Here is a 13,208-nt window from a genome sequence, read left to right as displayed (position 1 = left end):
CTGGTGCACGCAGGCCTCACGTGACCTGACGGCGCCTGGGTGGCGGGGAAAGGATTCATCCCAGCGGTGGGCCCTTCCCCGCCACCGCGTGCCAGAGTTCGTGTTCGCAAAGGTGTTGGCAACTGACGTTCCGTCGCGAACGAATCCCAGGCCGGATGTTCTCCGGCCTGGGCTACTTGTCCCAGGCGCACCCGCTCTGACCGGCGAATGTGTCGCTGGCATCTCGACCGCGTGGGCATCCAGATCATGCCTGCGCGGGAAGCCCCCCTTGACCGGGCCGGCCAGCCCGCAGCCATCGGCCACGGTCGAAGCACAGTCTCTAACCCTGCGCCATCATGCGGCGAAGCGCCGCCGTCGATGCGACGGACTCCACGGCTGGCTGGTATACGAGGCCGAGCGGACCGCTGTAGCCGGACGCCTGGAGGTCGTTGAGCAGCTTCGCCCAGTCCAGCGTCCCTGTTCCGGGCTCGTGATGCCCGGCACGTCAGCGACTTGTACATGCCTGGCCTACCGCGTCGGCGAGCGTTGCCGGCCGCGTCCTGATGTACCTTTCATGCCCGAGGTGCACGACGCCGTGCAACCTCCTCTCCAGGCGTTTCGCGTTGGACTCTGCGAGCGCGGTTCTCGACGCCTCGGTGACTGAGCCCGAATCCACCGACGATCTGTGGTTGATCGTTTCCGGTGTGGGTTGGCGGTGTGGTCGTTGTGGGGCAGGGGCTGGCGCCTTGCGTGGTTGCCAGGGTGTCCACGTCCGAGGTTCCCGGGTTGCGCCGTTGCGGCTGGGTGGTCAGGTCGTTGCCGGGGTTGGCGGCCCGCACGTGTTGGTGAACAGGCGGCTCCATGCGGTTTCCCAGGGCAGGTGGTCGGCAGGTGCAGGGCGATCCGTCGGGCGGAGGATGCCAGGCGTGCGGGGACAGCAATCAGGCTTGCGGCGGATGGTGGCGGTGGTCGCCAGGGCCAACGCTGGTCCCGTGAGCGTGGCCGCGGCGCGGGTCAGGTTGAACGCCATCACGGCCAGGACGAGCCAGGCCGCGTTCACAGCGAACCTGGCTGAGGGATAGGTGCGCGAGTGCTGAGTCCTTCAACAGTTACGGTGTTCATCATGTCGTCGGGCACGGTGGTGAAGAAGGCGTGGAACCGCCAGATGTCGAACAGGCCGTCCTGCCCGGGTGCGGGTGTGGAGTTGATGTCGGGGATGCGGCGGACCACCAGCCGGCCAGGCTCCCGGTCGCCCTTCCTTTTCTTGCCGCTGAAGGCGGGGAACGGTACTTCGGCGACCTGCGCCAGGGAGATCCACTTGCCGGTGGACTCCTCGTAGACGGCATGCGGGTAGGCGATCGTGTGCCAGCCTTTGCGCAGCCGCTGCGCCACGATCACCGGCGCCACCGTCGAGGTCGAGACGGTGGCCAGCAGCGCATTCAGGCCGCGCACTCCCGAGTAGCCGAACCCCGCACCCTGCTTGGCATAACCATGCACCTCGACGATCGTGTCGTCGTTGTCGACGATCGCGTAGTCGTCAATGTCGTTGATCCCGGCCACCAGCGGCGTGACCGCGGCCAGGACGGTCAGCAGCCGGGAGGCGACCGCGTCGAGTTGGCGGACGTGGCCGAAGGATGCGGAAGGAAGGTCCGGACGGTGGCGTCGGATGGCAGACCTGCCTTGGGATCGGCCCCGATCACGAGCAGGCTCGTACGTTTCAGTCGCGCCCCCGACGTCCGTATCACGGACCCGCTGGCGTGCTACTGACCCACGCTCCTAGCGGCCCGCGCTGTCATGATCTGGTCGATTCGCAGACCGAGCTTGGCGAGCTTCTCCGTGAAGGGGACAGCGAAGACTCCCGGCGGGTTGGGCGGCTTGTGCGCGTCGGCGAACCGTAGTCCGAGGTTGGTGAAGACGGCGACGACATACCTTCGCACGGGCGCACTGGGTAGCGACGTCACGATCCCGGCGTCCGCGCCGGCCTGGCTGGTCCGGCCGGTCTTGTGCGCGAACTCGACCTCGGCGCGCCGGTTGCAAGGCCGCACGTCCTGCCCGTACACCCGATAGCCGACCGTGACAGTGCCGTCGACCGGATCGATCCATCGCTTCGGGACGCGCTGCGGTATCCCGCGGGCAGGATAGTCGCGTCCGCACCAGTTGGATGTCGACAAGGCCTGGTTGAGCCCCTGGGCGGCCAGCAGACGGGCGAAGTACGCGCGAGACGACTGCTTCAGCACGCTCGTGGTGACCCCTCTTCCTGACGACGTACGCCACAAAATCCCCGGCCCGCTGGGAGCGTTGCCACTGGCCTCTGCCGCGCCGGTCCTCGGTGCACTGGAACGCAACCCGCCACGTCCCGCGCTGTCGGCGACGATCAGCAGCAGCCGAGCGGTGTCCAGCGCCGTCATGCTCATCCCCACCCATTCGCCACCGGTCGCCGGGTTGGTACCGCGGATCTGCAACGTGTGCAGACCGAGATCCTGGAACGTCGCGTTGAGCCGCTTCACCTCTCCCAAGTCGTGCAGCTTCTTCACCAGCACACAGGTCGCGCGGTTGTCCGAGACCGTGATCATTCGATCCAGCCACGTGTGCAGCTGTGCCTGGCCGGGACCTCCGCACCCACTGGTGCTGTAGGCCGGTCGGTATCTCACCGTCTCGTCCAACTCGAGAACCCCGCGGTCGACCAGGCGGAGAATCCCAAACGCCACCATCAACTTGAGCACCGAGGCCGGATACGGTGACATCGCCTCCATCGAAGCATTCTCGCGACCAGGCACCACGTCGACCGATCCCGGCGAGCCGGCCTCCCACTCCTCTGTGTTCCACCGCCGCCAACGCATCTCGCTCGTCTCGAGGTGGTCGTCCACAGGCACCACGGAACCGCGCGGGTAGTCCTTGCTGAGTACGACATCCGCCACGGCGGTGGGCCGCCCATCCGGACCAAGCTCGATCACCGCCACGTCAACAACCGGCGTACGCCTGTTGCGAACGCCGTGGTCGACCAGACCGACGGCGAACCGCTCCTCCGCGACCGCCTTCCTCAGCGCGGCCGCAAGTCGCACCTTGTCGATACCCTCAGCGCCGGGCGCCTCGTTCCGAGCCGGCTGGGGCGCCGCGCCGGGCTCTCCCGCCACGTCACGGTCAAGCCGCGTCCCGCGGCCTCGCCCGCCCCGCATCGCTGAGAGCTTCACATCCCAAGGGCCCAAGTCACCGAGAAGCCCCAAGTCCCTGTCGCGATCCGCACTCGCGGCGCTCACTCGTACGGAATCAACTCCCCCGGCCGGCGCCGGCGGCCTACCGAGCCCGACCAGCACTGCGAGGAGCCCCGCGGCAAGCAACCACCTCCCGCACCGCCGAGTCACCGTGAACGACCTCCGTAGGACGTGCGGGGCCTCACCCCGGTAGCCGGCGAAACCTGGCGTTGACATGAATGGACAGTCAAGGCCAACCCGTCCAACCGTCTGTAAACGACGTGTTCTCCCATACCCACGCATGCAAACCTGCGGGCATTGAAGACATATGGTGCAGACCTTCGTGTTGGACGAGGCCGCCAGACGCTGTCTCGACACCGCGCAGACCACGGCCGTCACCGTCGAGGAGATCGACTGCGTCGACGGGGCCAACATGTACGCGCTGTGGGTCGGCGAGCGCCGCACCGGCTGGCTGCTGCGCCAGAAATCGCTAACGCAGTGCCCTCGTTCCGTCGCCCGGCGGGGTGCGATACGCCGAACGCCAGTGCTCGCCAACAGGCTGGTGCGGGTGATCGTGGCGGCAACTGCAGGTGAGGCGTTTGGACGTTGCGTGCGATCCTTCTAATCCGGCTCGTCGGAGGTTCGAACCCTCCCGGGCGCACTCCCGACACAGGACGTCGTGCTGATGCATGGCCTCACTGCGTTCGGTCAACCAGGTTCTCGACTACTGGCACCATCGCGTCCGGGGTTATCGGCAGGTCGCGGAAGCGCGTGCCGGTGGCATGGTAGGCGGCGTTGGCGATGGCGGCGGCGGCTCCGACGATGCCGATCTCGCCGATGCCTTTGGAGCCCATCGGGTTGACGTAGGGGTCGTCCTCGTCGATCCAGGTAGCATCGATATCTGCCACGTCGGCGTGGGCGGCGATGTGGTAGCTGGCGAAGTCATGGTTGACCACGTGGCCGAAGCGTGGATCCAACACGCTTGCCTCGTGGAGCGCCATGGACAGGCCCATCGTCATGGCGCCGATGAACTGCGACCGGGCGGTGGCCGGGTTGATGATACGGCCGGCGGCGAAGACCCCGAGCATTCGTGGGACCCGGATCTCGCCGGTGTCGGCGTGCACCCGCACCTCAGCGAACTGCGCACCGAACGCATGCATCGCGAACTTGCTCTCATTCGGGTTGTCCGGCATGTCGGCGCGGGCCTCGGCTCCGGCGGGCGGGTTCGCCCCATTGCGATCCCGGAGAGTGCGGGCAGCCGCGACAACCGCCGAACCCCAGCTGGCCATGCCGCTCGACCCACCCGCCACCGAGGCGGCGGGAAGCGCTGTGTCACCGATGCGCAGGTCGATCGCGTCGACAGGTACCTCGAGCGCGTCCGCGGCGATCTGCGCCAAGGTGGTCCAGGTGCCGGTGCCGATGTCCGCGGCGCCGATCGACACCTCGTACCGGCCTTCGCCACCGGCTCGGATCGAGGCGACGGAGCCCTGCAGCCGTTTGGCGGGGTAGGTGGAGCTGGCGACGCCTGTGCCGACCAGCCAGCCGTCGCGCCGGCGCGCACCTGGTGTGGGATCGCGCGAGTCCCATCCGAAACGTCGGGCGCCCTCACGAAGGCAGGCGACGAGGTTCCTGCTCGACCAGGGCAGACCCGTCTCCGGGTCGCGCTCGGGCTCGTTGCGGATCCGCAGCTCGATGGGGTCGAGGCCGCAGACGACCGCGAGCTCGTCCATCGCAACCTCGAGTGCGAACATCCCGGGCGTCTCGCCCGGCGCCCGCATCCAGGTGGGTACCGGAATGTCGAGGCGCGCTAGCCGGTGGCTGGTCCGCCGGTTCAGCGCCGCGTACATCATCCGGGTCGGGGTGGCGGTCTGCTCTGCGAACTCCTTGAACCTCGCCGTCTGCTCGACCACGTCGTGGGCGAGTGCGGTGAGGCGCCCATCGGCGTCGGCGCCGAGCCGGATGTGCTGGATGGTCGGCGTGCGGTGCCCGGCGGGACCGAACATCTGCTGCCGGGTCAGCGTGAGCTTGACAGGACGGCCGCCGGCCATTCGGGCGGCCAGGCCGGCGAGCACGTTGTGGGCGTGGGGCATGCCCTTGGACCCGAATCCGCCGCCCACGTATGGCGAGATGATCCGGAACGCATCGGCGTCGAGGCCGAACACTGGCAGCAGCGCGGCCTTGGCCGAGTGCACACCCTGGGACGAGTCGTACATGGTCAGCCCGTCGTGGTTCCATATCGCGACGGTCGTGTGCGGCTCCATCGGGTTGTGGTGCTCGGTGGGCGTGGTGTACGTCTGGTCGACCGTGGTCGCGGCGTCGGCAAACGCCGCATCGGCGTCACCGTCCGCGCTGTCCGTGGGATACCCCGGGTTCACATGGTCGGGCGCGTAGATGTCGTCGCGGTCCGCTCGCAGGACGACGTCGTGCGGCTCCACGGCATAGGTCACGTGGACCAGGGTCGCCGCATCGCGAGCGATCTCGAGGCTCTCTGCGACGACCGCGCCTATGAACTGGCCCCGATAGGCAACGTCATCAGACTGGAGCACCCAATACTCCAGGTCGGCGTCGGACGCGAGCGGTGGCGCGTTCTCGTGCGTGAGGACGAAGGCGACACCATCACAGGCCTCAGCGGCCGCCGTGTCGATCGCGGTGATCCGCCCGCGGGCGATCGTCGCCTGGACCGGATACAGGTAGAGCGGGTTGTCCACCTTCTGCTCATACGCATAGGGCGCCGTGCCGGTCACCTTGGCCAGGCCATCGACCCTGGTGAGTGGCCGGCCCATCTCGCGCGGCGGGAGCATGTCGGTCATGGGGCCTCCCTGCGCGGACTGTTGATCGGCGGCCGCCGTCGGGTGCAGGGGTTCATGCTGAGTCCTCACGCGCGAGGTCGCGCAGCGCCGCGACAATCGTGTTGCGGGCCAGCGGAACCTTGAACCCGTTGCCAGTGAGCGGCCGCGCAGCGGAGAGTTCGGCGTCGGCCGCCCGCCGGAAACTGTCCTCGGTGGCTGGGGCGCCCCGCAGCGTCTGCTCCGCTCGAGCCGCACGCCACGGCTTGTGCGCCACACCCCCGAGGGCGATTCGGACGTCGGAAACTGTGCCGTCGGTGATCTCGAGAGCCGCCGCGACAGACACCAGAGCGAAAGCGTACGACGCACGGTCGCGCACCTTGCGGTAGGTCGAACGGGCCGCCATCGGAACATCCGGCAGGTCGATCGCCGTGATCAACTCGCCGTGCGCGAGCACCGTGTCCCGGTGTGGCTCATCGCCGGGGAGCCGATGAAAGTCGGCCACCGGAACGCTCCGCTCACCGTCCACACCGAGAACGACGACAGCGGCGTCCAGCGCAGCCAGGGCAACCGCCATGTCCGACGGATGAGTCGCCACACAGTGCTCGGACGCACCGAGAATGGCGAGGTCGCGGTTGAAGCCGTCGACCGCCGAACAGCCGGCACCGGGCTCGCGCTTGTTGCACGGGGTGCTCACGTCCTGGAAGTAGACGCACCGGGTGCGCTGCATCACATTCCCCGCAGTTGTCGCCACGTTCCGCAGCTGAGCCGACGCGCCGGCGAGCAATGCCCGCGACAGCATCGGATAGCGGGACCGGACGACAGGGGCCACCGCCAGATCAGTGTTCGACACAGCGGCACCCACCCTGATCCCGCCGTCCGGCAGCGACACGATCCGGTCGTATGGGAGCCCCCTCACGTCGACAAGAAGATTGGGGTTCGCGACACCCAGCTTCATGTGATCGACGAGGTTCGTACCAGCACCCAGGAATGCGGCACCGGGTCGCTCCGACACGATGGCGACCGCCGTCGCCGCGTCGAGCGCCCGCGTGTACTCGAACGGCCTCAACGCTCAGCCACCTCCCGGATGGCGGCGACGATGTTGACGTACGCACCGCACCGGCACAGGTTTCCGCTCATTCGTTCCCGGATCTCCTCGGCGTCCAGGCCCACGTTGCCGGCGTTGAGATACCGCGTGACGTGGCTCGGATGGCCGGCTTCAACCTCGTCCAGCATCCCGACAGCCGAGCAGATCTGACCTGGCGTGCAGTACCCGCACTGGAACCCGTCGTGGTCGACGAACGCCTGCTGCATCTCGTGCAACGCGGCACCGTCGGCGAGTCCAGCCGCGGTCATGATCTCCGCGCCATCATGAGCCACCGCGAGCGCAAGACACGTGAGTGCCCGACGCCCGTTCACCAGGACCGTGCACGCACCACACTGACCGTGGTCACAACCCTTCTTCGGCGAGGTCACACCAAGCCGTTCCCGGAGGGCATCCAACAACGTCGTCCGCGTATCCACAATCAGCGATCGGGACTCGCCATCGACCCGCACAGTGATCTGGGCATCCACACTGATCTCCACCTGGCCGTACGGCATTTCATACGCTTATGCGACGTACCCAACCGGCGAACCGGCGACACCTCCCAAAGGGGGACATCCGCTGATGTTCGCTGCACACAGCCGGAACGGGGCAAATCGACAAAACGGGTCACAATGTCAAGGAAGTACCTGCGGCACTCCCCGGCCGAAGACTGCTTGACGCCGACATTCATGCCGCGGACCAGGACCTTCTCATTCCTCCATCCGGCGGTAGGCCCTCGAAGGCGCAGTGGTTTGGCCGGCGGGGCGGATTTCAGGCGCCCGCCACCGTCCGCCGCGAACTGATCGCCGTCCCCGCACGCCTGGCGTCCTCCGTGACCACCCAGCCGCAACGGCGCAACCCGGGAACCTCGAACGTGGACACCCTGGCAACCAGGCCAGGCACCAGCCCCTGCCCCACAACAACCACACCGCCAAGCCACACCGGAGACGATCAACCACAGATCATCGGTGGATTCGGCTAAGCGACAGCAACCGACAAGCGGCGGCCATCCGGGCCATGTCGCCGTGAAACTCGGCCAGCACGAGATTGTGGCGTCCCCTCGAACCGGCGACCCCAGCCAGCGGAGACTGACGGCTTCACGATGCTGTGGCGTCGTGCTGGTCGAGTTCAAGACCGGCACCCAGAACTCAGACTTCCGCGCGGTACCTCGCGAGCGGCATGGGCTGCGGCATGACGACCCGGGTCCGAGGGCCCGACGGTTCGCCGTTCACCGCAACACGACCAGCATCCCCGATGCGACTGCCCAGGAGGTCGTCGGCCGAGGAGTTCCCGGCACCGGGACTCACGTCGCGGCGTCCGCGTCGAACGGCTGTAGTCGCCCACCCTGGCAGATTGCCGAGACCGTTGCGTACGGCGGTTTGGGCACAGGCGTTGCGTACGATCGTGCCGCGTGTCACACTCACAACGAATTCGTCATTCTGCATGGTCGCAGTGGCTTGGTTCGCTCCGGTTGTGCTCAGTGCTCTCGGGTGCTTCAGTGCTTTCGTAGTGTTCTTTGTTGAAGGGTTCGAATCCCGGCGCATTCACGCAACACCACGTCGTTCGACGAACGCTCCCCGGCTCCGGCCGACGGGGGCGTTCGTCGTTGTGGAGCGGGTGTTGGAGCGCGCTGTCGAGTTGCCCGTACGGCCGACGGCGAAGATCGGCAACTCCCCCCTCTCGCGCTGCCCCGGACGTACTATGATCGTCTCTGCTGAGTTGCGACGTCGCGGGGGGCACGTGAGCGTCATCGTCCAAACCGCGCCGGAGCGGCCAGGTACCGGAACCACTACGTTGCAGGTCCAGGTGCTGCGGCACTTCCGGATCGTCTCGAACGGCTCGGTAGTCGAGGTCGGCCACGCCGGTGAACGACTGGTGGCCTACCTCGCGCTCGAGGACCACACCCGCACCCGCAACCAGGTGGCCGGCGCGCTGTGGCCTGAGGCCGCGCAGTACCAGGCCGCGGCCAGCCTGCGCCGAGCCCTGTCCATCGTCCGCCGGCTGGCTCCGGACCTCATCCGGCGGGAGGCGAACCGGCTGTCCCTGCAATCCTGGGTGAGCGTCGATGCCCAGGCGCAGCGGCACCTGATCGACGCCATCACCACCGGCCAGCGTGACAGCGCCGACGGCGTGGAACTGCGACTGCTCGGCGGCGACCTGCTGCCGGACTGGGACGAGTACTGGCTGGCGGCCGCGCGGGAAGAGCTGCGGCTGCTGCGACTGCTCAGCCTGGAGGCGGTCGCTGCCGCGCACGTCGCCGCCTGCCGCCACGCGGCCGGACTGAATGCCGCGCTGCTCGTGGCCCGGGAGGAACCGCTGCGGGAAAGTGCGCACCGGCTGGTGATCCAGGCCCACCTGGCTCAGGGCAACCAGGCCCAGGCAGCGCAGCAGTACCTGCGCTACCGCGGGCTGCTCTGGGACGACCTGCGCCTGCTGCCGAGCCCCGACCTGCAGGCGCTCGCCGAGCCGCTGGTACGCGAGGCCGCCAGGCGGACCCGCCCGAGCCGCGCGGGCGTTCCGCTCACCTCGCGCTGACGCAGCCTCCTTTCGTACGCCACCTCACGCGGACCCTGCCTCCTTCACGTACGCCATCACGCGAGCGGCGGTCTGCACGGCGCAATCACGCCAGCGTCACGTTCGCGTCATGCGGAACGTACGTCCGCTCGTCGCCGCCCTGCGAACATCACCGCATCCATCGACGTGGAGGGGCGTTGCGATGTCGGTGCAGACCACCTATCCCGGCGTGTACGTCGTCGAGAAGATGACCAGTTCGCACGCGATCGCCGGGGTCTCGACCTCGGTCACCGCGTTCGTCGGGTCGGCCCGCAAGGGCACTCCCGACACCCCGACTCCGGTCGGGAGCTTCACCGAGTTCGTCCGTGAGTTCGGGGACCCGGTCGACACCGGTGACAACCCTATGGGCTACGCGGTGGCGCACTTCTTCGCCAACGGGGGCAGCCAGGCGATCGTCGTCCGCGCGCTCGCCGCCGACGCGGACTACGCGAAGCGCGCGCTACCCGCGGCCAACGGGATCACCGTCACCCTGACCGCCCGCAGTCGCGGCGAGTGGGCCACGGGCACCGGCACCGGCGCCGCCCGCAACGGCGTCTTCGTCGAGGTCGTCGCCTCGACCCGCAACCCCGACGACCGGTTCACCTTGGTGGTGACCGAGTGGGCGGCCGGGGCCGGGTCGGCGGCTCTGCTCGCCCAGGAGACCTGGCCGGAGCTGTCCATGTCGCCGGGCAACCCGCAGTTCGTCGCCGATGTGCTGGCCGGCAGCGCCCTGGTCAGCGCCACCGTCACCGGTACGCAGACCACGGCTTCGGCCGGGCGCTCGGCGGGAGCGGCCGACATCTCCGCGGGGATCATCGGCCTGCCCGGGCGTACTCTGCGCATCTCCGTCGACCAAGGCGCCCCCACCGACCACGTGCTCTGGCCCGGCGGCGACCCTGGTGACTCCCACGACACCGCGGATCTGGTGGCGTTCGTCAACGACGCCGCCAACGGCTTCGGGGTCACTGCGTCCGACGACTCCGGCCGTCTCGTGCTGACCAGCCCGACCACCGGCCCGGACAGCGCCGTGGTGGTCGGGCTCAGCGGCACCGGCGACGCCGGCATTCCCCTCGGCCTCGGCGTCGCGCACGGCGGCACCGAGGTCTCCGGCAGCGCCGCCGACCGTCCCGCCGTCGCCGCGGCCGCCGGGCTGACCGGGGGCGACGACGGTTCGGCGGTGACCGCCGACGCCATCGTCAGCCCCGCCGCCGGGCAGGGGATGAACGCGCTGGAGGTGCTGAACTTCCCGCGCTTCAACCTGCTGTGCCTGCCGGGCGTCACAACGGCCAACGTCGACCAGGTGAGTGCCGCCCTGGCGTACTGCCGGGACCAGAACGCCTTCCTGCTGGTCGATCCCGCCCCGAGCGTCACCCGGGACAACGCGGTCGCGACGGCCGGGCTGTTCGCCGCCGAGGGGGCACACGGCGCGCTGTACTGGCCCCGGCTGGTCACCACCGGGTCGGGGGACGGCGGGCTGCCACCGTGTGGTGCGGTGGCCGGTGTGATGGCCAGGACCGACGCGGCCCGCGGCATCTGGAAGGCGCCCGCGGGCCTGACCGCCGGAGTGGCCGGCGCGATCGGCGTCACGTACCCCACCAGCGATCCGGTATCGGGCGCCCTCAACCCCTTCGGCGTCAACGTCCTGCGCAGCTTCCCCGGCGCGGGCCTGGTCGTGTGGGGCACGCGGACGCTCGCTGGTTCGGACGTGCGCCAGGACCCGTTCAAGTACGTGCCGGTACGACGGCTGACCGACTACATCGAGGCCAGCCTCTACCTCGGCACGCAGTTCGCGGTGTTCGAACCCAACGATCCGGTCCTGTGGGGTCAACTGCGCCTCGCCGTGGGTGGCTTCATGCGCGGGTTGTTCCGGCAGGGTGCGTTCCAGCAGTCGGAGAGCGGCGCCGAGTCCGACAGCTTCTTCGTCCTCTGCGACAGCACGGTGAACCCGCAGAACGAGATCGACCTCGGCCGGGTCAACGTCGTCGTCGGGTTCGCGCCGCTCAAGCCGGCCGAGTTCGTCGTCCTCACGATCACCCACCTCGTCAACGGAGAGGGCTGAGGTCCGATGGCCGAGTTCACCGTCAACCCCACGCGCTACGACCCGTACAAGACCCACATGTTCAGAATCAAGTGGGACAAGGAGTACGTCGCGGGGCTGTCGAAGATGGGGCCGCTGACCCGCACCACTGCTCCGGTGAGCCATCGGGTCGGCGGGGACCCCTCGCACGACCGGCGTAGCCCCGGGCTGACCACGTACACGTCGGTGCAGTTCGACCGGGGGGTGACGCACGACCCGGCGTTCGAGGCCTGGGCGAACAAGGTCGCGAGCTACACGGCCCCGGGCATCTCCCTGCCGGACTTCCGCAAGGACGTCACCGTCGACGTCTTCAACGAGGCCAACCAGTTGGTGCTGAGTTACCACCTCTACCGCTGCTGGGTCTCGGAGTACACCGCACTGCCCGCGCTGGACGCCGCCACCGCAGCGGTCGCCATCCAGTCGATCAAGATCGAGTTGGAGGGTTGGGAGCGCGACACGTCGGTGACCGAGCCCAAGGAACTCGTGGTCTAGGTCGACATGCCCGACCGCGACGACCTGCCGCAGCCGCCGGGAACGGCGACCGGCCTGCTGACCGGGCTACCACTCGGGCTGCCACACGCACTGGCCGCGCCGTCGCGAATGAGCCTGGCCCGGCTGTTCGGTGAGGCCGGCACCGAACTGGACGAGGTCCTCGTCCTGCTCGCCGAGTGCGGCGTCACCGACCCGGCCGCGCTGCCGGTTGGCCTGCTGGACCGCGTGCTGCTGCTGGCGCACCGTGCGGTGCTGGGCCACGACCTGGAGGTGGTGGCCCGCTGCACCGGATGCGGCGAGCTGAACGAACTCCCGCTCGGCGCGGACGACGTTCCGCCATACGAGCCGCGCTGGGCGTGGTGCGGTCCGGGGGCCGGCGTACGGGAACCGGTCGCGACCGACCTGGCTGGGCTGCCCGCCGACGCCGCCGAGGCGGGTGCCGAACTGCTGCGGCGCTGCGCGGTTGGACCGGCCGCGCACCGCGTACGGGACGAGACCGCCCTCGACGTGGCCGAACAGTCCCTGTGCGGGCAGGTGCAGGTCGCGTGCGTCCGGTGCTCCGGACCGGTCTCACTGGTGGTCGACGTACAGCACCTGGTGGTGAGTGCGGTGGCGCGCGCGGTCGCCGACGTGGACGTCGAGGTGCACCTGATCGCGTCGCGGTACGGCTGGGACCTGGCCACCATCGAGGCGTTGCCGGAGAGGCGGCGGGTGCGCCTGGCCGCCCTGGCCGGAGGAGGTGCGCCGTGAAACCCGGGCCGGAGCAGACGGAGGCAGGTGAGACGGAGGCAGGTGAGACGGAGGCAGGTCAGTCGAGGGCAGGCACGTCGGCTTCGGGGGCGTCGGCGGCGGTGCGCGCGCTGACCGGGCGGGCCCGGCGACCGGCCGCGAGTGCGCTGCCGGCCTCACTGAGCGAGACGGCGCTGACGGCGGACGTCGCCGAGCGGCCTGATCGGAGCGGGCCAGAGGAGACGCCAGGCGGCTGGGCGCTCGGCCCGGATCTGCCTGGCGCGCAGGAAGCGGTTCCTTCCGTGCGTACCGAT

At 69.0% G+C, this 13,208-nt stretch carries 9 protein-coding genes and 2 pseudogenes; 5 read left to right on the top strand and 6 right to left on the bottom strand.

What is annotated here, in order from left to right; all coding sequences use genetic code 11:
• Positions 1-787: 787 nt before the first annotated feature.
• Both ABZV93_RS08140 and ABZV93_RS08135 read right to left on the bottom strand, forming a co-directional pair.
• Positions 788-1,614, bottom strand: a pseudogene (locus tag ABZV93_RS08140) (transposase); the annotation flags it as partial.
• A gap of 125 nt (positions 1,615-1,739) precedes the next feature.
• Positions 1,740-3,041 (bottom strand): serine hydrolase, encoded by a 1,302-nt coding sequence (locus tag ABZV93_RS08135; protein ID WP_354932281.1) that lies wholly within the window; start codon positions 3,039-3,041, stop codon positions 1,740-1,742.
• A gap of 457 nt (positions 3,042-3,498) precedes the next feature.
• On the opposite strand from ABZV93_RS08135, the gene ABZV93_RS08130 reads away from it, so the two are divergent.
• A complete protein-coding gene (locus tag ABZV93_RS08130) occupies positions 3,499-3,795 on the top strand; it encodes a hypothetical protein (RefSeq protein WP_354932279.1) in 297 nt (98 codons plus the stop codon).
• A 70-nt stretch (positions 3,796-3,865) separates the two neighbouring features.
• On the opposite strand, the gene ABZV93_RS08125 is transcribed toward ABZV93_RS08130, so the two are convergent.
• The 4 genes and pseudogenes from ABZV93_RS08125 to ABZV93_RS08110 form a co-directional block, all read right to left on the bottom strand.
• Positions 3,866-5,953 carry a xanthine dehydrogenase family protein molybdopterin-binding subunit gene (locus tag ABZV93_RS08125; RefSeq protein WP_354932581.1) on the bottom strand — a complete coding sequence of 696 codons (2,088 nt, stop codon included), beginning with the start codon at positions 5,951-5,953 and terminating at the stop codon, positions 3,866-3,868.
• A gap of 79 nt (positions 5,954-6,032) precedes the next feature.
• On the bottom strand, positions 6,033-7,025 hold the full coding sequence (locus tag ABZV93_RS08120) for a xanthine dehydrogenase family protein subunit M (RefSeq protein WP_354932277.1): 993 nt from the start codon (positions 7,023-7,025) through the stop codon (positions 6,033-6,035).
• The gene (locus ABZV93_RS08115; protein ID WP_354932579.1) at positions 7,022-7,312 is read right to left on the bottom strand and encodes a 2Fe-2S iron-sulfur cluster-binding protein; all 291 of its coding nucleotides are present in this window, start codon (positions 7,310-7,312) and stop codon (positions 7,022-7,024) included. Before ABZV93_RS08115 ends, ABZV93_RS08120 begins: the two co-directional genes overlap by 4 nt.
• A gap of 66 nt (positions 7,313-7,378) precedes the next feature.
• Positions 7,379-7,558, bottom strand: a pseudogene (locus ABZV93_RS08110) (2Fe-2S iron-sulfur cluster-binding protein); the annotation flags it as partial.
• A gap of 1,279 nt (positions 7,559-8,837) precedes the next feature.
• Here ABZV93_RS08110 and ABZV93_RS08105 point away from each other — a divergent pair.
• The 4 genes from ABZV93_RS08105 (at position 8,838) to ABZV93_RS08090 (ending at position 12,915) form a co-directional block, all read left to right on the top strand.
• Positions 8,838-9,578, top strand: a complete 741-nt coding sequence (locus tag ABZV93_RS08105; RefSeq protein WP_354932275.1) for a BTAD domain-containing putative transcriptional regulator — start codon at positions 8,838-8,840, stop codon at positions 9,576-9,578.
• Positions 9,579-9,759: 181 nt separating this feature from the next.
• Positions 9,760-11,655, top strand: a complete 1,896-nt coding sequence (locus tag ABZV93_RS08100) for a phage tail sheath subtilisin-like domain-containing protein (RefSeq protein ID WP_354932273.1) — start codon at positions 9,760-9,762, stop codon at positions 11,653-11,655.
• A gap of 6 nt (positions 11,656-11,661) precedes the next feature.
• Complete coding sequence (locus ABZV93_RS08095) at positions 11,662-12,165, top strand: phage tail protein (protein WP_354932271.1); 504 nt, start codon at positions 11,662-11,664, stop codon at positions 12,163-12,165.
• A gap of 6 nt (positions 12,166-12,171) precedes the next feature.
• A complete protein-coding gene (locus ABZV93_RS08090) occupies positions 12,172-12,915 on the top strand; it encodes a hypothetical protein (RefSeq protein WP_354932269.1) in 744 nt (247 codons plus the stop codon).
• Positions 12,916-13,208 lie beyond the last annotated feature (293 nt).

This window comes from Actinopolymorpha sp. NPDC004070 (genome assembly GCF_040610475.1).
Lineage (GTDB): Bacteria > Actinomycetota > Actinomycetes > Propionibacteriales > Actinopolymorphaceae > Actinopolymorpha.
The sequence above is the reverse complement of the archived record's forward strand: the minus strand, read 5'-3'. Positions and strand labels throughout refer to the sequence as shown.